Origin of the sequence: Rhizobium sp. ZPR4, assembly GCF_040215725.1 — a bacterium.
GTDB lineage: Bacteria > Pseudomonadota > Alphaproteobacteria > Rhizobiales > Rhizobiaceae > Rhizobium > Rhizobium rhizogenes_D.
On record NZ_CP157968.1, the window covers coordinates 612371 to 631378 of the forward strand.

The following is a 19008-nucleotide window of genomic DNA, read 5'->3' on the forward strand; positions in this document are numbered from 1 at the left end:
GCTCGCAAAATGCGAGCCCTCCATTTCGGAATGAACGAAGGATCAGTTATTCAAGAAATCCGGCGTAATGCGATCAAGTTGCTGCAGTTGCATGATGCCGCGATTGCGATCGACTGCTGACTCCGGAACCCTTCTCGGCCCGACGGGAGTCGACTTACCGGCATCGTTCTTTGATGGCAGATTTAGAATATTCGGCGATTTAAGAATATAAGGAGAAGTGCCCTGAAGCTCTTTTCCCGGCGGCAGGGTGTGGCTTTCCGGAATAGGGGCGACCACGATGACCTTTGTTGGCTTCGGCGTTTTCGGCAGCTCTGAAAAGGTGAAATCAATCGTCTCTATGGTCGTTCTGGCATGAGATATGCCGCCGGTCGCGATCCATTTCCCGTCGGCGAAGTCAGCGCCCACACCCGCGCCCGTGGTGACGGTCACTCTCACGGAATAGCTGAAACTATTCATTTGGCGCTCGGTGTGATGCGAAACTTGAGACACCCAATCACGCAATCTGAAGTCTTTTACGTCGACGTGTACATCCTTGTAGCTCTCTTTTCTCGCGCATGCCTTTGAACGTTTCTCAAGCACGAAGACGCTATATTCGACCTTACCGTTTCGATAGGCTTCACGCGAAGCGCTGGCATTTGCAGAGTATAGAAGCTTGTCGACGCCTGCCGGTGCTATCCATTTCAATGGATCGACGTTGGCGTCGTCGTTTGCTGTCACATTTTGAGTAATCGCATAAGTCGATGTCCAATTGGAGAAGTCAAAGCCGCCCTGGCTCTTGTTCTCTTTAAATACGGTCAAGATCTCGCACTCAACGATGTCAGCCAGCTTGTTTATACTTTCTGGCTGAGCGTCGGGCATGCGGGGTAATGTGTTGCATCCGGCTAGGCCGGTTAAGGTGGAAAGAATTATTACTTTGGTCTTCATTGGATTCCCCTCTGTTTGTTACAAACAGAGCGTCGTCGCACAAAGATATTCTGTCCAGTAAATAATAAACCTTATCGTGTTTTTCACTGAGTGCAAATAAACGCATGCGTTGCTGGAAGGCGGGTATTCTGCAAGATCCCTTCTGCTAGTTCCAGATGGGAGCAGCCGAAGAGATAGCAGGCAACATCATCAATGCCGTTTATCAGCCGCCAGGATTTCGCGGGCGATCTGATCCAGCCCGACGGTTCTGTCGACACCGCCATGGGCGATCGCTTCCTTCGGCATGCCGAAGACGACGGAGCTTTCCTCATCCTGTGCAACGGTGAAGGCGCCGGCATCGTGCATTTCCTTCATGCCGCGTGCACCGTCGTCACCCATGCCGGTCATGATGACGCCCATGGCGTTTCCCGCTGCCGAGCGCGCCGCCGAGCGGAAGAGTACGTCGACGGAGGGTCGATGCCGTGAAACGAGGGGGCCGTCCTTGATCGCGACGACATAGCGAGCGCCCTGTCGTTCCAGCAGCATGTGCTTGCCGCCGGGGGCGATCAGCACATGGCCGCGCAAGACCGCATCGCCATGTTCGGCCTCTTTCACCTCAACTTCGCAAAGGCTGTTGAGACGCTTGGCGAAAGCCGCCGTGAATTTTTCCGGCATGTGCTGCACGATGACCATGCCGGGCGTATTGGCCGGAAGCGCCACGAGCATTTCGCGCAGGGCTTCCGTGCCGCCCGTGGAGGCTCCAACGCAGACGATCATCTCCGTCGTCTTGGCCATGGCTCTGCCGCTTGGCGGCGGCAGAACTGCGTCGGCGGTCAGCTTGGCCGTCGGCTCGGCTGGAGTGACGATCCGGCGGCGAGTGCCGCCGAGCCGTGCTGCAGCGGCACCCTTGACCGCTTCGCGGATCATGTCAGCCGTTTCCGCCAGATGGTCGGCGGCGGCGATCTTGGGCTTGAGGATGATATCGACGGCGCCGGCCTCCAGCGCCTGCATCAAGGTTTCCGAACCTGCTTCGGTGAGTGAGGAGCACATGACGACCGGGATCGGCCGTTGTGCCATCAGTTTGCGCAGGAAGGTGATGCCATCCATGCGCGGCATTTCGACATCGAGAGTAATGACATCAGGGATTTCTTCCTGGATCTTCTTTGCTGCCATGAAGGGGTCTGACGCGACGCCCATGACCTCGATATCCGGATCGGCCGACAGCACCTGCGTCATGACCTGCCGGACACTGGCGGAATCGTCGACGATGAGCACGCGGATCTTCCTGGCCATACGCGTCAGACCTTTCTGAAGACCGTGTTGGCGACCTGCTTGACCGGCAGATTGAGCCCGCTGATCGTCTCGGAATGGCCGACATAGAGGAAGCCGCCTGTCACCAGTTTCTCGCAAAGCCTGGAGAGAACCTTCTCCTGCGTCGGCTTGTCGAAATAGATCAGAACGTTGCGGCAGAAGACGATATGAACCTTGTCGCCGATCTCATAGGCGCGATCCATGAGATTGAGGCGGCCAAAGCCGATCCTTGAGCGCAGCTTGGGATGAATGCGAACTTCGCCGCGCTCGGGGTCGCGCGCTTCCATGACGTAGCGCAAACGCCGCGGCCGATCGACGGGGTCGATCATCCCGGCGGGATAGACACCCCTGCGCGCCGCCCGAAGAACATCGGTCGACAGATCCGTGGCAAGGATGCTGTATTCAGGGGTGCCGTGGGCGTCGCGATAATCTTCCATGACCATGGCGATCGTGTAGGGCTCCGCGCCGATGGAGCAGGCGGCACTCCAGATCCTAAGGCGGCCGTGTCCCGCAGCGAGAAGCTCGGGTACGGCAGAGTTCTCGAGATGTTCGAAATGCTTCGGCTCGCGAAAGAAGTCCGTCTTGTTGGTCGTGACCGCATCGATCAGGTGGATCGCTTCGCGATCGATGCCGCCGCGCTTGAACAGATAGTCGCAGTAATCGTCGAGGTCGCCGATTCCGGTCGCCCGCAGCCGGCGGCGCAATCGCCCTTCCAGCATCGTCCGTTTGCCCGGAGGCATCTTGATGCCGCTATAGTCATAGATATATCGGGCGAGCTGATCGAAGTTCCGCCGGCTCAGCCCATTGTCTCCGTAGTCTCTTACATCCTGCAACGCCACTTTACGTCCCACTCAAACAGCGGCCAATTCGGAGGCTCTCAGGCCCGTCCCCACGTCCATCAGCGACACCTTGTCGGTCGATGAGAAGAGCTTTGCGAGATCGATGATGACAACGAACCCGCCATCGCGGCGCACGACGCCGGCAATGTATTCGGATGGCCAGCGCACCCCGATATCGGGGGCGCTTTCGATCGATTCATGCTTGAAGGATGTGACCTCGAAAACGCGATCGGCGACGAGACCGAGGGTCAGGATCTTTTCGGCGGTCGGGATGTCGATCACAAGGATCCGCGTATGCGGCGTCTTCGTCGTGGCCGACATGCCCAGGCGCAGACGCAGATCGATGACCGGCACGCCCTGGCCGCGCACATCACGCAGGCCGAGCAGATAGTCCGGCCCGTGCGGAATGCGAAAGGCGTCCTGATGGTCCAGGATTTCCCGGACCACCGTGACGGGCACGGCAAAGCATTCGTCGCCGAGACCGAACGTCACATATTGCGCTTCGGTGCTGGTTGCAGCCATTTACGCGCTCTCCCTGAAGTCGTTGTCATCCGCATCGGGCCCACCCATGGACATGTCGAGGGTAAAACCCTTGAGGCGGGCCTGCTGTGCAGTGACGCTGTTGTCGGTGCGCGCCGCCGGAGCTCGGGTAGCTGGCGCCTTGACGGCAGGTTTGGTCTTGACCGGGTTGGCTGCATGATGGACCGGGCTATGGGCGGCCTGGGCCTTGCGGGCATTGGCCTGATCGACGCGGAAGAAGGCGATGGAGGCTTGCAGCTCCTCAGCCTGGGCGGCTAGTTCTTCCGAAGTTGCCGACATCTCTTCGGATGCGCCGGCATTCTGCTGCGTCACCTTGTCGAGCTGCTGGATCGCCTCGTTGATCTGTGAGGCACCGATATCCTGCTCTCGGCAGGCAGCCGAGATCTCGGCCACCAGCTCGGCTGTTTTGCGGATGTCGGGAACGAGGCGCGAAAGCATGTCGCCGGCCTCGGTCGCGACCGTGACGGTTTCGCCCGAGAGGCTAGAGATCTCGGCTGCTGCCGCCTGGCTGCGTTCGGCCAGCTTGCGCACTTCGGAGGCGACGACGGCAAAGCCGCGGCCATGCTCGCCGGCACGTGCCGCCTCGACGGCGGCGTTCAAGGCAAGCAGATCGGTCTGACGGGCGATCTCCTGCACGATCGAGATCTTCTCGGCGATGGTGCGCATGGCGTTGACGGCACGATCGACAGCCTGGCCGCTGATCTCGGCATCCTTGGCCGACTGACGGGCGATCTTTTCGGTCTGGGCCGCATTGTCGGCATTCTGCTTGATATTGGCGGCCATCTCTTCCATCGAGGCAGAGGCTTCTTCGGCGGACGATGCCTGTTCGGTCGCGCCCTGCGACAGCTGCTCGGAGCCTGCAGACAGCTGCTGGCTGCCGGACGAGACGTTGTCGGAGGCCGACAGCGCATCGGCAACCACGCCGCGCAGCCGCTCGACCATCGACTGCAGCGACATGCCAAGCGTATCCTTCTCCGACATCGGCTTCGGCTTCACCGTCAGGTCGCCATTGGCGATCTGGTCGGCGATCGTTGCGGTATTGCGCAGGTTGCTGGTCATGACGTTGATCGTGTTGACCAGATCCTTGATTTCGTCATTGGTCTTGATCTCGATATCCTGATCGAGATCGCCGATGGCAACACCTTCAGCGACAGCCTGGATTTTCTTCAGGCCTCGATTGATGCCGAGCGCGATCCAGATGGCGACGGCGGTCGACAGCACGAACATGACCGCGAGCGTCGTCAGCAGGAGATTTCGTGCAAAAGCATACTGGTCGTTGGTCGCAAGATCGGTCGCGTGCAGATCAGCGAGGATTGCTTTGTTGAGGCTCTCAAGGGCATCCTGGAGCAGGTCGCTTGCCTTGCGTCCCTCGCCCATGGAGAGGGCACCGGCCTTGCGGTTGCTTTCGTCGGTATTCTCAGTCGCAAGCTTCAGAATCTGATCGTCGATCTGCTTCCAGGCCGGATACTGCTTGGAGAACTCGGCAACCTTATCTGAAATCGCCGGATCTTGCGCCAGCGTCCGGACGAGCTGATCGATCGTCGCCTGTTTCTCGTGAACGGCGTCGATATAACCGCCGATCGCCTGCGGATCGGTGTTGAGGATGGCGTTCTTTTCGTTGCGGATGGCATCCAGCACGGCGGTGGAGAGGTCACCGGAATTGCGCAGATTGTTGGCCGGTCCCTGAACGATGTCGGTGATGGCGGAATTGAGGGAGGACAGGCTCATGATTGCGAGGACCGACATGCCGGTCGACATGACGATCAGCAGGCCGAAGGCAAGGGCCAGTTTGAGTTTGATGGTGAAGCGCATCTCTGAAAAGCTCCTGGAGATGAAGGGTTTGATATTTGAAATGTCAGACGGGGAGCCGTCTTGATGCGCGAAGACCGATACATTCACCCTTCCGCGAACCGGGACCGGTTCTTGAGGTCGGCGATAGCATTTGCCGGCCTTTGGTCCGGCGCCTCCGGCGCCGGTGTTTGTTGATGTCAGGCCAAGCGCTCAGGCGCTCTGGCGAAAATCATTGTCATCGGCATCCGGCCCACCCATGGACATGTCGAGGGTGAAGCCCTTGAGACGAGCCTGCTGTGCAGCGACGCTGTTGTCAGCGCGTGTAGCGGCGGGTCTAGCAGCCGGTGCCTTGCCGAGTGGTGGCTGCTTGGCCTTGGCCGAGCTGACGGCGTGATGGACAGGAGCGTGGACCGGGCTATGGGCGGCCTGGGCCTTGCGGGCATTGGCCTGATCGACGCGGAAGAAGGCGATGGAGGCTTGCAGCTCCTCAGCCTGGGCGGCTAGTTCTTCCGAAGTTGCCGACATCTCTTCGGATGCGCCGGCATTCTGCTGCGTCACCTTGTCGAGCTGCTGGATCGCCTCGTTGATCTGTGAGGCACCGATATCCTGCTCTCGGCAGGCAGCCGAGATCTCGGCCACCAGCTCGGCTGTTTTGCGGATGTCGGGAACGAGGCGCGAAAGCATGTCGCCGGCCTCGGTCGCGACCGTGACGGTTTCGCCCGAGAGGCTAGAGATCTCGGCTGCTGCCGCCTGGCTGCGTTCGGCCAGCTTGCGCACTTCGGAGGCGACGACGGCAAAGCCGCGGCCATGCTCGCCGGCACGTGCCGCCTCGACGGCGGCGTTCAAGGCAAGCAGATCGGTCTGACGGGCGATCTCCTGCACGATCGAGATCTTCTCGGCGATGGTGCGCATGGCGTTGACGGCACGATCGACAGCCTGGCCGCTGATCTCGGCATCCTTGGCCGACTGACGGGCGATCTTTTCGGTCTGGGCCGCATTGTCGGCATTCTGCTTGATATTGGCGGCCATCTCTTCCATCGAGGCGGAAGCTTCTTCGGCGGAAGAAGCCTGTTCGGTCGCGCCCTGCGACAGCTGCTCGGAACCTGCAGACAGCTGCTGGCTGCCGGACGAGACGTTGTCGGAGGCCGAGAGCGCATCGGCAACCACGCCGCGCAGCCGCTCGATCATCGAGTTGACGTGGCCCAAAAGCTCGCCGATCTCGTCCCTGGTCGTGATTGCCGCGAATTCGGTCAGATCGCCATCGGCGACGGTCTGGACGGTCTTAACTGCGCGGCTGATACCCTTGTTGATCGAGAGGATGATCCAGATTGCCGAAAGAAATGCAAGGATCGATGCCGTCGAGGCGATGACGATCAGGATCAAGCGTGCATTCGCATAGTCGTTGGCGGCATCCTGATCCGCCTGTTTCAGTCTCGCCCGTTCGGAATCGAAGACCTGTGCAAGCACATTGTCGATTTTGGTGCTTATGTCGCGGGCATCCGTCGTTGAAATATGCAGCGCGCCGGCAGTATCTCCGGCAAGCATCATGGCACGGATACGGTCGTCGGCATTGCGCCAATTGGCAGAGAGATCCTTGATCTGTGTCCAGAATGCCATGTCCTGAGCTGTGGTATTGGCCAGGATCTTTGCAAGGTCGGCGTCGAACTCCGCCCGTGCGGCGTCGCTCTTTGCAATATAGTCCTTGGTTTCATTGACCGATGCGGATGACAGCATGTTCTTTTGCTGCCGCAACTGCTGCAGGACGGCAATATCGAGATTCTGGGCGAGCCGTAGGCGTTCGGCCGGACCCGATAGCGTATCGGACCAATTGTCGTTGACCTGGCCGAGGGTCGTGATGCTGTAGACGGCCGTGCCAAGAAGCATGGCAATGACGACAGCAAACGTTAGTAGCAGTTTGAGCTTGATCGTAAAGCGCATCTGATGGCCTCCTTGTCCTTGAAATTCATGCTGTTGCTCTGACCGCAACCGCCCGCTGCGACGAGAAGATCGCCTGGAGGTTCGGCAGGATGATAAATTCGCCGCCGCGTTTCACGAGGGCATGGATATAGTCGGTGCGCCAGCGCATGCCGATGACCGGCGGCGGTTCGCTCGCCGTCTGCGAAAGCTGCGTCACCTCGTGCACCTTGTCGGTGCGAATGCCGATCAGGGTCGTCTCGCCGTCCAGTTCGAGTTCGGTGACGACGATGCGGCTGTCGATGGTGACATTGGCCGCCTCCATGCCGAAGGCGATGCGGATATCGGCGAGCGGAATGACCTTGCCGCGGAAGTTGATCACGCTGCCGACGAAGGGCAGACTGCCGGGAACGCTGGTCTCCGGCAGAAGATCGAGGATCTCCTGAACGACGACTGCTTCGATGGCAAAGGTCTCGCCATTGAGGCTGAAGGTGAGCACCGAAAGCTCGTCGGCGCCTTTCCAGATGGCGCGATGGTCCGATTTTACGTCTGCTTCGATCATCCTGCTGCCCGCAATTGCGCCTCCTGGTGTTGTCCGGCGGCGATGAGATGGACGACGTCGAGGATCAGGGCCACATTGCCGTCACCGAGAATGGTCGCGCCGGAGAAGGTCGAGACGTGGTCGTGAAGCTTCGACATCGATTTGATGACGGTCTGGTGGTCGCCGATGATCTGATCGACGACAAGGCCGACGCGCTCGCTGCCGGTCGAGATCACCACGACCTTCTGGTAGGGATCGGGCTCCGTGCCGGTCCGGAAGAGTTCGCGCAGGCGCAGGAACGGCACGAGATCGTCGCGCAGCGAGATGAAGCTGCGGCCGCGCGAGCGCAGATCCTGTTCGACCGAAAGTTCGAGGCATTCCTCGACGGCGGCGAGCGGGATCACATAGCGTCCATTGCCGACGCGGACGAGAAGGCCGTCGATGATGGCGAGCGTCAGCGGAATGCGCAGTGCGATCTCGGAACCCTTGCCGAATTCGCTGGTAATGTCGATCGCTCCGCGCAGCGTCTCGATCGTCTTCTTGACCACGTCCATGCCGACGCCGCGGCCGGAGAGGTTCGTAACCTTTTCCGCCGTCGAAAAGCCCGGCTGGAAAATCAGCTGCAGCAGTTCCTTGTCGGTCAGCTGGGCGCCGGGCTGGATCAGGCCGTTGGCTTCCGCCTTGGCGCGCACCCTCTGGCGATCGATACCGCGCCCGTCATCCTTGATGGAGATGACGACTTCGCTGCCGGTCTGATGTGCCGAGAGGAAGACGCGCCCCGTCACGGGCTTGCCGGCCGCAACGCGGTCATCCGGGCTTTCAAGTCCATGGTCGATCGAGTTGCGGACGAGGTGGACGAGCGGATCGGCCAGGCGGTCGATGACCGTCTTGTCGACCTCGGTGCCTTCACCCTCGGTGACGAGTTCGATATCCTTGCCCGTCTCGCGGGCGAGATCGTGAACCAGACGGCGGAAGCGGCTGAAGAGGCTTGCGACCGGCATCATGCGCAGGACCATCATCGTGTCCCGCAATTCGCCGGCCAGACGCTCGATTTCTTCCGAGACCGAACGCAGGCCGAGATCGGCGGCCGAATTTGCCATCTGGCTCAGGCGTGACTGGGCGATAACAAGTTCGCCGACCCGGTCCATCATCTCGTCGAGGCGCAAGGCGGGTACACGGACATTGTCTGCCTGCTTCTGCGATTTTGCATCGGCAGGCTGAGCCTTGCCAGCATCGATCGGCGGGGCGACGGCCTTTGACGGTTCGTCCTCGATCGGCTGTTCCGGCTTTGCGGCGACCGATGCAGGGACCGGTTCGGTCTGCGTTTGAAGTTCCTGCAGCTCCATCACCATGTCATCCATGACGAAGATGAAGACGTCTTCAATATCCGAGCGCGGCTTTTCCGTCGTCAGATGAACCGTCCAGCCGACGTGCAGATCGCGCGGTTCGAGGTACGCAAGCAGCGGGATCGCGCCGGTATCGGCTTCGATCCGGCATTCGCCGAGCTCGCGTAGCTCGTCCAGCAGCCCGAGCGGATTGGTGCCATTGACCATCGAGTTGGCCGGCAGGCTGAATTTCAGGTGCCAGGTCTTTGCTTTGCCGGCGCTTGCAGCAGGGGCCGCAACCGGCTGCACGCTGGCAGATGCCGTCGTTAGAGCATGCGATCCGGCTGCACCGACGGCCTGACGCAATTTTTCGAGGAGCACGGAACTCATGGTCTCGTGATCGCCGTTCGGGTTTTCCAGAAGCGCCTGCATATGGCCCTGCGCGTCGAGAACGGCGCCCACCAGTTCCTTCGTGGCGGGAGCCTCACCCTTGCGGACTCGGTCGAAGGCGGTTTCGCAATGATGGGTGAAGGCGGCCAGCTGATCGAAGCCGAACATCGAGCCCGATCCCTTAAGCGTATGGAGGCCCCGGAAGACCGCATCGATCTGAGCGCGGTCGCTCAGATCGCGCATCAGATCGAGGAGGCCTGCCTCGATCAGCTCCAGCTGTTCGGCGGCCTCCGTCCTGAAAACGGCGATCGGATCGAGTTCGTTCATTTGCCGAGAACCTTGCGCGCGATCTTGATGAGGGTTTCGGGATCGAAGGGTTTCGTCAGCCATCCCGTAGCGCCCGCGGCCTTCGCCTGTTGCTTGAGATCGCCGTCCGACTCCGTGGTCAGGAAGATGACCGGCGTTCCCATGTATGCCGGCAGCTGCCGCAGGCTACGGATCATCGTCAGGCCATCCATGTTCGGCATGTTGAGGTCGGTGACGATGAGATCGAAATTGCCCGATTTCAGCTTGGTGAGGCCGTCTGCGCCGTCGACCGCCTCGGTGACGGAATATCCGGCGTTGGTCAGCGCAATGCGCGTGGTCAGTCGAATGCTGGCGGAGTCATCGACGGTGAGAATATTGGCGCTCATGCTGCTTTTCCTTCTAGCCAGAAACTGTTTTTTTGCCGGTCTCCGCAAAGGAGACCTGCACGTTGCAGGACGGTCAGAAAATTGCCGTCTGCTGGTTTGCTCAATGTGACTGCCACGCCGGCACGAGCGGCTGTTTGCCGTGCGGAGAGAAGCAGTTGCGGTAGGGTGAGGTCGATTTCCTCGCCGCCATCGACATCGATGACGAGGGTGTGGTTGCGTAACGCCGCTTCCTGGAGATAGACCTGAACGATGTCTCTGACATTGGTGATCGTCTTGATCGTCAGCGGTCCATGCAGGTGTAAAATCTCAGATTGCTCGCTCATGCCGAACCTCGGGATAACTGAAGTGTGGAAACCGTTGTTGCGGTGTCGTCGCTGTGCTGGGACTCGAAGAGCGCCTTGATATCCGTCCAGCGGCGGCAGAAGGCGGCAACGCAGGCCGGATCGAAATGGGTGCCGCTGCTGTTGACGATCTCGCGGAAAGCGTCGGCGATCGGCCAAGCGGCCTTGTATGCCCGCTTTGAGCACAGCGCGTCGAAGACATCGGCTATGGCGACGATGCGGGCCTCGACTGGGATCGAGTCCCCCGAAAGACCCCTCGGATAGCCCGCGCCATCCCATCTTTCGTGATGGCTCTCGGCAATCTTGCCTGCGATCTGGATCAGTTCGCTGGAGCTGTCGCTCAGGATTTCGGCGCCGAAGTCGGCATGCTGCTGCATTTGCCGGCGCTCATCCGGGCTCAAGGGGCCGGGCTTGGAGAGAATGGCATCCGGCAGGCCGATCTTGCCGACATCGTGCAGGGCGCTCGCCAGAAAGATCATGCGGCACTGGCCGGTATCCAGGCCCATCTCTTCAGCGATCATGCGCGCAACGATCGCGACGCGGTCCAGATGGTCGGCCGTCTCGCCATGGCGGCAAGCGATGGCCTTGGAAAGGCGCCAGATGATCTCTTCTTCGTGCCGTTCGATCCTTTGCATCGCAGCGTCGAAATCGCGCTGCAATGTTGCCGCCTTGGCGGCCAGCGCCAGTCGCTCTTCTCCGATGTCGAGAATGTTGCGGACACGCAGCGTCAGCTCCGTCTCGTCGATCGGCTTGTTCAGGAATTCGGTCGCGCCTGCCTTTATGGCAGCCAAACGGATATCGGCTTCCCTGCGGGATGTGATCATGATGGTTGGTACGTGGGCCGTCAGCGCGTTCCTGCGCACATGGCTGATCACGTCGATCCCGTTCATGTCGGGCATCATATAGTCCACGAGAATGAGGTCCGGTGTCCGGTCGTCGAGCCGCTTGAGGGCATCGTTCGGATGAAGGAACGACAACACCTCGCTGCCCTTGATGGCTTCGACTACGCGGCGAAGCGTGGCCACGACGGAAGGACTGTCATCGATTACGAAGACGCGCATAGCTACCCCGCGGAGCGCCCGCGGTACACCCACGGATCTACTCAGGATTTTCGGCTGGAGGATTGTTGGAGGCCTTTCTGATGAAAGGGCCGCGTCACAATGATTGTGAATCTTGGCTGAGGTAACGAAATCGTTAAATGGCTAACGGTGCGTTAAATTAATGCTCAACCTGTAGGTGATTTTATAATTAACTGCGATTAAATGATAAGATTGCGTTTTTCTGATATCAAATGTTGCCAGTCGCATGGAAGTCGCGACGGCTGATGCGTGTCGATGATGGCGATACACCATACATGGCGCGATAGCGGGCAGCGAAATACCCCATGTGACTAAAACCCCAGCGTGCGGCAATCTCGGATATATTCTCGTCCACATCGCCGTGCAGCAGGTCGTGATGGATCTGCTGTAGCCGCAGGCGCTGCACGTAGTTCAAAGGGTTCATGCCCATGTTGTGCTGGAAGGAAAGCTGCAGGCTGCGCACGCTCTGGCCGGCATTTCTTGCAATATCGAGCACCGTGAACTCGTCGCCGAGGTGGGTCTGAATCCAGTCCAGCGCCCGCTTCAGGTTGCGTGGCCGCGCGCTCTGGATCACGGTCTTTTGTACGGATTGCGGCCATGATTGCATGAAGGCCGTGATCAACGCCTCCTTGAAAAGAGAGGCACCCAATGGCGAGCCGGCGAAGGGATGCTCATCTGCCCCCAGCAACAAGGCCGCCATGCGGTAAACCGTTCTTATTCCGGTCTCGTCAATGTCGGCCACTAAAGCGAAGCGTCGAAAAAACAACTCAGGATCGTCTTTTCCGATATCGATCAATGGCAGGCAATGAATGCGGGGTATGGCAAGCGCGAGCTTGCACGCATTCGCGGACGCCTTGATTTTCGTTGACCCGGAAGACAGCAGCACGAAAGTAGTTCCTGCGGCAGCCGTGAACTCCCGGTCCTCCGTCTCAACCTGAAACACGCCGCTTTCGACGAAGTGCAGCTCTATTCGGTCGGCAGGATCAAACAGGTAGAGGATTTCATAACCCGTTTTCGAAAAGATCTTCCAAGCTGCCATCTTTCCGATCGTGGCCAGCGTGACATCGATTTGGAAGCCCGGATTACCCAACTTTCGTTCGAGGACGACCGATATATCCGCGCCCTTCAATCTTTCCTGTAACTCCGCGGGCTCGCAGGATGACCAGGCGTATTTCTCGGTTGCTATCTTCATCTTGTCTTCAATCAGCATGAGCGAGCCTACTTGCGGGCGGAATTGCAAGCAGAGCATGCCGGTGGCCCGCACAAAGGCGAGACGTGCTGATTGCCAGCTATAAGATGTGGGTCTTGCCCAGGGCTTTCCCGGCGGTGCAAGGATGGCGGTTGTAGGTAGGCGCCCTGTTTCGTCCCCCGCGTTAACTCCATGTTTTTTTGTTCGCTTTAGTTTGTCGGGGATAATCTTGGGCGGGGTCCGAACAGTATGGCGTATGCAGCGACAAGCCGGCAATTTATCCCATCGACGGATAGTTTCGTCGATCGCTTGGAAAGCGCCCGATTGCAGATCGAGCAGCGTTTCCTGGACGGCGGCGCGGTCCTCATCATGGTCACGGAAGCGCTCGCCAAGCTCGTCAGCCTGCTGGAACATATCGGCAATTCGCTGAAGGAGGAAAATGCCACCGAAGCCACGGCGCGGCTGCTCCAGACCGTGGACCTCCTGAACAGGCTGCCGCCTGCCGAAGCGCGGCGGCGGGAAAACGTTGCCGCCATCGGCCAGACCGGACAGCGGCTCGCCGAGCATGTGCTCTCGATGGAGGAAACGCTGCGCTATCTGAGAACGTTTGCCGCGACGGCAAAGATAGCGGGTGCGCGCATTCCCGACTTTTCGAGTTTCGCCAGCGAGATCGTCGAACGCATCGAATTCGCCACCAAGGAAGTCAAGGCGCTGTCCTTGCAGATCCGTTCGCTGGAGGGCCAGATCGAATCCGCAACGGCAAACGAAGATGGCTCTTTAGCGCAGCATCTGAACGGTATCCCGTCCATCGCCCAGCGTCTCATATCCAACGCCGAGGAAATCCAGGCCCAGCGCCGCAATCTCTCCGAACTGGCGGAGACCGTCGCCGGTCTCGCGCGCAAGATCCAGAACAAGGTGGCTCATACGCTGTCGGCCATGCAGATCGGCGATATTACCAGGCAGAGGGTCGAGCATTGCCAGACGGCACATGCGATCATGGAGGCCTATCTTGCCTCCGAAGCTCCGGCGAACCTTTCCGCTAACGACCGCCAGCGCCTTTCGCAGCTGGCAATGACATTGATTTTCGAATTGCTTGGCGAGACGACCAAGGGTTTCGACCGCGAGACCGTCAAGATCGTCGATAATATCCGCAGCTTCAGCGGCGACATCGGCACATTGCTTGATCTCTACAGGACGATGATGTCGCAGAGCGGACAGGACGGCAAAAGCCCGATCAATTCATTGCGCGGCGATCTTTCCGCCGCCCGGATCGTCGTCGATCGCATCGACGTCGCTGCAGCTGGTGCCAATCGGCTCAGCGAGAAGACATCCGAGATGGTCAAGGAGCTGACCACAAGCATCCTGACCATCCAGCTCGTGCGGCGCGACATTCAATATATGGCCCTCAATACCAATCTGCGCTGCGGCAAGCTCGGCGAGGAGGGGCGGGCGATCAATGTGGTCGCGGGCGAACTTCGCTCGTTCGCATCGCTGCTTGATGAGGATGCCGAGAAGATCCTAGTCGGGCTCGGCAAGCTCGAGACGCAGGCGACTGGCCTCAAGGACTGGCGACAGGCCGGCGAGGAGGAGAATTCCTCCGGTCTCGGCACGCATATAGACACTGCTCTTGCCCATATCGGCGAAGCCGGCGCGTCGATGGATCTCAATGTGCAGGAACTTCGCCGTTGCGGCGAGGCCATGACTTCGCAAGTGGCCGATGTGATCAAGGGTTTGGACTTTCGCGCCGGGATCGGCGAAACCTTGGCGTCCTGCACGAAGGAGGCAGGACGTACGCGGAGCGCATTTGTCGATACGACCGGGCTGGAGGCTCCAGTAGCGGCGATTTCCGAGCGCATCTTCAAGATCTACACCATGGCTGCTGAACGCGAGATACATGCGGCCATTTTCGGTGCGGTGAGCTCCTTGGCCGAAAGCGCGCCGGCTCCGGCCAGTGACGAGGAGCTTTTTGCGGATGCTCTCTTCTAGCCTCCTGGCAGCTTGGTGCGGCGGGCAAATATCCCGCCGCTGTGCAGGTGTCTATCCTATCCCCTTGCTAAGCTAACTTCAGCCTTTCATAGCGTGCCCCACGAAAGGCTGACCTTGCCTTGACGCTGCCTTGATAATTCCAATGCAGATGGTTCGGCGAAACCATATTCGCCGGGTCTTTGCATGAATCGAAAGACATCGATCGCCGTGACGCCAGAGGGCGTCATATCCAGTATTTCCCCTTCCACGACGGCAGCGCCGACAGCCGCCGGATTGCGTACATCCCGATACGCCCTGCTCTGGAGAATATTGACCTTCGGCCTGCGGGTGCGCTGGAAGCGTGTTCTTCTCTTCTGGTGCCGCTTTGCCGCCAACCCACTTGTGACCATCCGATGGTGGCGCTTTACCGCGGCGTTTGCCGCTGCGCGCGGATTACCGCCGCCGCATGATGAGCTGTTGCAGAAGCCGCTGTCGAAATTTCTTGTCCACGGAATGCCCAATTCCCGGCGGCTCTCCCTTCTTGTCGAGCATTTTTCGATTGCGGAGGCCATTTTCTCCAGGGACAGCATGATGCGGCTCTGGCGCGGCGAATGGCTGGAAATGGGCGCCGTTCAAGGCAAGTGCGAAGCATATGCATGCTGCATTGCGCTCGCCGATCGCAGCGGCGGCCGACATGAGGGCGCTTTCGCTATCAAACTCCTGCGCGTGAGCGATCAGGCACTTCTCTGCATCGCAAGATTCACCTTCGTCAATCAAGAGGCCGAAGGGCACTACACATTCGTCGTCGGGAGCATGCAGGGTCCGCGCAACGCCAAGCAGCGTATTGTCGAGGTGACCCGCGATCTTGCAGGCCTGCGTCCGAAGGAAGCTATCCTCATCGTGCTGCAGGGCCTGGCGGCGGAAGGCGGCATGCAACACTTCCTGGCCGTCTCGCAGGCAAGACATCCGATCCAGTATCGTCGGCATGCCCGGCAGTCGATGTTGCTGTCGAACATCGATGCTTTCTGGCTCGAGCGATCCGCCGAGCCGGAAGGCGTCTATGGCTTCAGGGTTCCCTATTCGAAGATTCTCGGAGCGGACAGGCGTAGCCAGAGCAAATCATGGTTCTACAATATCGGCGAACTCTTCCACTGATCGCCTTCTGGCGGCGATGGCTTCGGTCAACAAAGCCGGCATTGCCGCGAGGCGGTATCCTGCTGTCCAAAACCGTGCGCTTCTTCCGGCATATCGCTGTCCGTCAAATGGATTGCGACCATGGCGCCGCCCCCGGGTCGATTTGCGAATTCAAGATGTCCGCCGTGGGCAACCGCGATTGCCTGCACCACGGATAGCCCCAGTCCGGTGCCGCCGGTCGCCCGCGAACGTGAGGGGTCGCCGCGCCAGAAAGGGTTGACGGCGACGGCATCCATATCCTGCGGAAATCCGGGACCGCGATCGAGAACGCGAATGACGATGCTATCGTCCGCCAGCTGTTCGGTTTCGCATCGCAGCCAGCCGCCTTCGGCAGCATAGCGGCATGCATTTTCGAGGAGTGCCAGTATGGCCTGGCGAATGCGGGGGGCGTCGGCCGAGATCCAGACGGGTTTCAGCCCCGTTTCTACCTGCAACTTGCTGGCCTCCAGCATGGGTTTTGCCGAGGCGATGACAGTCTCGACCAATAGCGATGCATCAATGTGCTGACGTTCCATCACCAGCTTCTGGCCGATGGCCAGAGACAGGGTGCGCAGATCCTCGACAACCCGTCCCAGCCCTTCGACCTGTAGAAGAAGATCCGAAATGATTTTCCGATCCATCGGGAACACGCCGTCAAGCATGCTCTGCAACGATCCCTGCAGGATGGTCAATGGCGTGCGCAGCTCATGCGCAATCGCCATGTTGTTGAAGCGCAATCTTTCCTCCATGGTCTCCAGGCCGGTCGCAAGGGCGTTGAAGGTTTCGACAAGGCTCGCGACTTCCCGCGTGCTGCGGTAGGAGGCTGCGACACGGACGGAGAAGTCACCGGACTTCAGGCCTTCGGCGGCGGAGGTAAGGTCTTCGAGCGGGCGCGTAAGTCGTCGCGCCAGGAAGACGCCGATAACAGCGCAGAGCAGAGCCGACAAGAGGCCGAAGACGAGCACGGAGAGCTGCACCTTGAGATCCGTCGGCTCCGTCAGCGAATTGAGATGTTCGACCAGAAGTTTGAGAGAATCCCCGTCGGGAACCTTGCTTTCGCTCAGCATCTTGTAGGCTGTTGCGGCTTGGGGCGGCAGGGCATCGGTGATGCCCTGCTCTAGATAAGTGGCATACCAGTTGACCCCCAGATAGGTCAGGCCGACGCTAAGCAGCAGCATGATCGTGGTGACGACGGCCGTCAGCGTTGCCAGCGGCGCACTGGGAAATCTCGGTGTCTTCATCTCGGGTCCGAAAAACGATAGCCGATGCCACGCACGGCAGGAAAGAAGCCGATCTGCCCCAACTCCTCCAGCTTGCGTCTGAGGTTGGAGATGTGTGTATCGACGGTACGCACCAGAGCATCACTTTCCGGCAGGCAGGCGTCGAGGATATCGGCGCGCGCGAAAGCCTGGGTCGGATGGCGGATCATGTAGGCGAGGATGCGGAATTCGCTCAGTGTCAGGGGCAATGCAATGCGGCGCTCGTCCCTGTTGATGAAGACGGTGTAGCTGCTGAAATCGACCTCCAGCGCGCCGAAACGCTTGATGGCTTCTGCGCGATCGCCCTGTGTACGGCGCAGAACAGCCCTCACGCGGGCGACGACTTCCTGCGGGTTGAACGGCTTGACGACATAGTCGTCGGCGCCAAGGCGTAACCCGCTCAGGCGGTCGATGTCGTCTGCGACGGCCGTGACCATGATGACCGGCGTCGAGCCCACCTGGCGCAAGCGGCCGAGCACCCCGAAGCCGTCCAGTTTCGGCAGGCGAACATCCAGAAGCACGAGATCCGGTTTCAGAAGCGCATGATGCTGAAGCGCCATTTCGCCGTCGCTGGCGCGGACCGTGCGAAAGCCGTCCCGCGTCAGATAGCCCTCGAGTATCTGTGCGATTGCCGGTTCATCCTCCACGATGAGAACGAGACTGTTATCCACCCTAGCGCCCTGTGTTTCTTCCGTTTTTCCGTTCGGTTTGCCGCCTGAGTTCTACTATTGCGGACAAAGTCGGCTTCCGCAATTTCCAAACAGCTTTCCGATCGCCTGATGGCCGATTCTGAACAGGGCCTTGATGCGATCTTCGCCGTTTCTTGACAATCGGGCTTCAGCTTGGTGCCATTCTGCCTCTGGAGATATGGCATGTGGAAATTTGCATCGAATTCCTGGAGCTCCGATTCTGGTCAAGCGCGGCCGCGCCGGCAGCGGGAGCACGCAACGACAGATGGCGAATTGGCGGCCATCGGCATGTTGATCGTCTGGACCAGCTTCGTCTTCGTGGTCTTTCCGAAACTCGATCTGGCCGTTGCGCGTTGGTTTGCCCACGGACATGTCTTCTGGCTGGCAGAAAATCCGTGGCTGAAGGCGGTGAGGGATGTCGCCCGCCAAAGCCAGCCTTATATTCTCGGCATCATGGCCGTCATCATCGTCCTGCATGTTTTCCTGCCGCGGCGATTGCGATTCTGCCCTCCTCACAAGCCGCTTTTCGTACTCCTGAGCTTTGCTGCAGGGCCGCTACTGGTGGTGCAGACGCTCAAGGTCGCAATTGGGCGCGTGCGTCCCCGTCAGCTGATCGAGTTCGGCGGCACAGCGGATTTTACTCCGGTTTGGCAGTTCTCGGCGGCATGTAGCCGCAATTGTTCCTTCCCTTCGGGCGAAGCTGCCGCGGCCGCCGCGGCACTATCGCTCCTGGTATTCGTGTCTGCCGGGCGCCGATGGATGGCCGCCGTGATCCTCGTGCCATGCCTGTTGCTCGTGGCATTCAATCGTGTGATCTTCGGTGCTCACTTTCTGTCGGACGTAATGCTTGGATGGCTTTTGACCATGTTTGCCATGGCCATGATCTGGCGCTGGATCGAAGCGAATTCGCGGGCGATCGATCGCTATGTCACGCGCCTGATGTTCAGATGATCCCATCGCTATGGAATCTGGCGCCGGCATCCTCTTTCGGTCCCGTCTCCTATCCTTTCGGAGCAGGATTGGCTGGCGAGTGTCGCCGCAATGCGACAGTCTCAAGCAAACCCATG

General features: G+C 59.7%; 17 protein-coding genes. 3 read left to right on the forward strand and 14 right to left on the reverse strand.

The annotated features are described in order from the left end of the window. Window positions 1-42: 42 nt before the first annotated feature. The 12 genes from ABOK31_RS22385 to ABOK31_RS22440 form a co-directional block, all read right to left on the reverse strand. Window positions 43-924: a hypothetical protein gene (locus ABOK31_RS22385; RefSeq protein ID WP_349960912.1), complete on the reverse strand. Its 882-nt coding sequence runs from the start codon at window positions 922-924 to the stop codon at window positions 43-45. 189 nt (window positions 925-1113) lie between these two features. Then, the gene (locus ABOK31_RS22390; protein ID WP_349960913.1) at window positions 1114-2196 is read right to left on the reverse strand and encodes a chemotaxis response regulator protein-glutamate methylesterase; all 1083 of its coding nucleotides are present in this window, start codon (window positions 2194-2196) and stop codon (window positions 1114-1116) included. Between the two features lie 5 nt (window positions 2197-2201). Further along, window positions 2202-3053, reverse strand: a complete 852-nt coding sequence (locus ABOK31_RS22395) for a CheR family methyltransferase (protein ID WP_174181698.1) — start codon at window positions 3051-3053, stop codon at window positions 2202-2204. A 12-nt stretch (window positions 3054-3065) separates the two neighbouring features. Next, complete coding sequence (locus ABOK31_RS22400; protein WP_349960915.1) at window positions 3066-3575, reverse strand: chemotaxis protein CheW; 510 nt, start codon at window positions 3573-3575, stop codon at window positions 3066-3068. Further along, a complete protein-coding gene (locus ABOK31_RS22405; RefSeq protein ID WP_349960918.1) occupies window positions 3576-5405 on the reverse strand; it encodes a methyl-accepting chemotaxis protein in 1830 nt (609 codons plus the stop codon). Between the two features lie 189 nt (window positions 5406-5594). Further along, complete coding sequence (locus ABOK31_RS22410) at window positions 5595-7322, reverse strand: methyl-accepting chemotaxis protein (protein ID WP_174181704.1); 1728 nt, start codon at window positions 7320-7322, stop codon at window positions 5595-5597. A 25-nt stretch (window positions 7323-7347) separates the two neighbouring features. Continuing rightward, complete coding sequence (locus tag ABOK31_RS22415) at window positions 7348-7860, reverse strand: chemotaxis protein CheW (RefSeq protein WP_349960921.1); 513 nt, start codon at window positions 7858-7860, stop codon at window positions 7348-7350. Next, a complete protein-coding gene (locus ABOK31_RS22420; RefSeq protein WP_349960923.1) occupies window positions 7857-9881 on the reverse strand; it encodes a chemotaxis protein CheA in 2025 nt (674 codons plus the stop codon). Before ABOK31_RS22420 ends, ABOK31_RS22415 begins: the two co-directional genes overlap by 4 nt. Further along, complete coding sequence (locus ABOK31_RS22425; RefSeq protein ID WP_047631891.1) at window positions 9878-10246, reverse strand: response regulator; 369 nt, start codon at window positions 10244-10246, stop codon at window positions 9878-9880. Before ABOK31_RS22425 ends, ABOK31_RS22420 begins: the two co-directional genes overlap by 4 nt. Then, window positions 10243-10569 carry an STAS domain-containing protein gene (locus tag ABOK31_RS22430; protein ID WP_174181710.1) on the reverse strand — a complete coding sequence of 109 codons (327 nt, stop codon included), beginning with the start codon at window positions 10567-10569 and terminating at the stop codon, window positions 10243-10245. The genes ABOK31_RS22425 and ABOK31_RS22430 overlap by 4 nt, the downstream gene beginning before the upstream one ends. Further along, window positions 10566-11648: an HD domain-containing phosphohydrolase gene (locus ABOK31_RS22435; protein WP_349960926.1), complete on the reverse strand. Its 1083-nt coding sequence runs from the start codon at window positions 11646-11648 to the stop codon at window positions 10566-10568. The genes ABOK31_RS22430 and ABOK31_RS22435 overlap by 4 nt, the downstream gene beginning before the upstream one ends. 226 nt (window positions 11649-11874) lie before the next feature. Further along, window positions 11875-12876: an AraC family transcriptional regulator gene (locus tag ABOK31_RS22440; RefSeq protein ID WP_350019301.1), complete on the reverse strand. Its 1002-nt coding sequence runs from the start codon at window positions 12874-12876 to the stop codon at window positions 11875-11877. Between the two features lie 228 nt (window positions 12877-13104). Between ABOK31_RS22440 and ABOK31_RS22445 the strand changes: the two genes are divergently transcribed. Together ABOK31_RS22445 and ABOK31_RS22450 are read left to right on the forward strand one after the other, a co-directional pair. After that, complete coding sequence (locus ABOK31_RS22445) at window positions 13105-14841, forward strand: hypothetical protein (protein ID WP_350019302.1); 1737 nt, start codon at window positions 13105-13107, stop codon at window positions 14839-14841. A gap of 183 nt (window positions 14842-15024) precedes the next feature. Next, on the forward strand, window positions 15025-15975 hold the full coding sequence (locus ABOK31_RS22450) for a DUF535 family protein (protein ID WP_174181718.1): 951 nt from the start codon (window positions 15025-15027) through the stop codon (window positions 15973-15975). A 26-nt stretch (window positions 15976-16001) separates the two neighbouring features. Here ABOK31_RS22450 and ABOK31_RS22455 read toward each other — a convergent pair whose 3' ends face one another. Continuing rightward, a complete protein-coding gene (locus ABOK31_RS22455) occupies window positions 16002-17234 on the reverse strand; it encodes an ATP-binding protein (RefSeq protein ID WP_174181720.1) in 1233 nt (410 codons plus the stop codon). Further along, window positions 17231-17923: a response regulator gene (locus tag ABOK31_RS22460; RefSeq protein WP_174181722.1), complete on the reverse strand. Its 693-nt coding sequence runs from the start codon at window positions 17921-17923 to the stop codon at window positions 17231-17233. The genes ABOK31_RS22455 and ABOK31_RS22460 overlap by 4 nt, the downstream gene beginning before the upstream one ends. Before the next feature lie 201 nt (window positions 17924-18124). Between ABOK31_RS22460 and ABOK31_RS22465 the strand changes: the two genes are divergently transcribed. Next, window positions 18125-18892 (forward strand): phosphatase PAP2 family protein, encoded by a 768-nt coding sequence (locus tag ABOK31_RS22465; protein ID WP_174181724.1) that lies wholly within the window; start codon window positions 18125-18127, stop codon window positions 18890-18892. The last annotated feature ends 116 nt before the right edge of the window (window positions 18893-19008 follow it).

Bases quoted from the DNA above. Each gene is read 5' to 3' on its own strand.
- ABOK31_RS22405 (WP_349960918.1), bottom strand. From the start codon at position 5,405: ATGCGCTTCACCATCAAACTCAAACTGGCCCTTGCCTTCGGCCTGCTG.
- ABOK31_RS22390 (WP_349960913.1), bottom strand. From the start codon at position 2,196: ATGGCCAGGAAGATCCGCGTGCTCATCGTCGACGATTCCGCCAGTGTC.
- ABOK31_RS22420 (WP_349960923.1), bottom strand. From the start codon at position 9,881: ATGAACGAACTCGATCCGATCGCCGTTTTCAGGACGGAGGCCGCCGAA.
- ABOK31_RS22425 (WP_047631891.1), bottom strand. From the start codon at position 10,246: ATGAGCGCCAATATTCTCACCGTCGATGACTCCGCCAGCATTCGACTG.
- ABOK31_RS22385 (WP_349960912.1), bottom strand. From the start codon at position 924: ATGAAGACCAAAGTAATAATTCTTTCCACCTTAACCGGCCTAGCCGGA.
- ABOK31_RS22410 (WP_174181704.1), bottom strand. From the start codon at position 7,322: ATGCGCTTTACGATCAAGCTCAAACTGCTACTAACGTTTGCTGTCGTC.
- ABOK31_RS22445 (WP_350019302.1), top strand. From the start codon at position 13,105: ATGGCGTATGCAGCGACAAGCCGGCAATTTATCCCATCGACGGATAGT.
- ABOK31_RS22455 (WP_174181720.1), bottom strand. From the start codon at position 17,234: ATGAAGACACCGAGATTTCCCAGTGCGCCGCTGGCAACGCTGACGGCC.
- ABOK31_RS22440 (WP_350019301.1), bottom strand. From the start codon at position 12,876: ATGCTGATTGAAGACAAGATGAAGATAGCAACCGAGAAATACGCCTGG.
- ABOK31_RS22465 (WP_174181724.1), top strand. From the start codon at position 18,125: ATGTGGAAATTTGCATCGAATTCCTGGAGCTCCGATTCTGGTCAAGCG.
- ABOK31_RS22400 (WP_349960915.1), bottom strand. From the start codon at position 3,575: ATGGCTGCAACCAGCACCGAAGCGCAATATGTGACGTTCGGTCTCGGC.
- ABOK31_RS22415 (WP_349960921.1), bottom strand. From the start codon at position 7,860: ATGATCGAAGCAGACGTAAAATCGGACCATCGCGCCATCTGGAAAGGC.
- ABOK31_RS22450 (WP_174181718.1), top strand. From the start codon at position 15,025: ATGAATCGAAAGACATCGATCGCCGTGACGCCAGAGGGCGTCATATCC.
- ABOK31_RS22435 (WP_349960926.1), bottom strand. From the start codon at position 11,648: ATGCGCGTCTTCGTAATCGATGACAGTCCTTCCGTCGTGGCCACGCTT.
- ABOK31_RS22430 (WP_174181710.1), bottom strand. From the start codon at position 10,569: ATGAGCGAGCAATCTGAGATTTTACACCTGCATGGACCGCTGACGATC.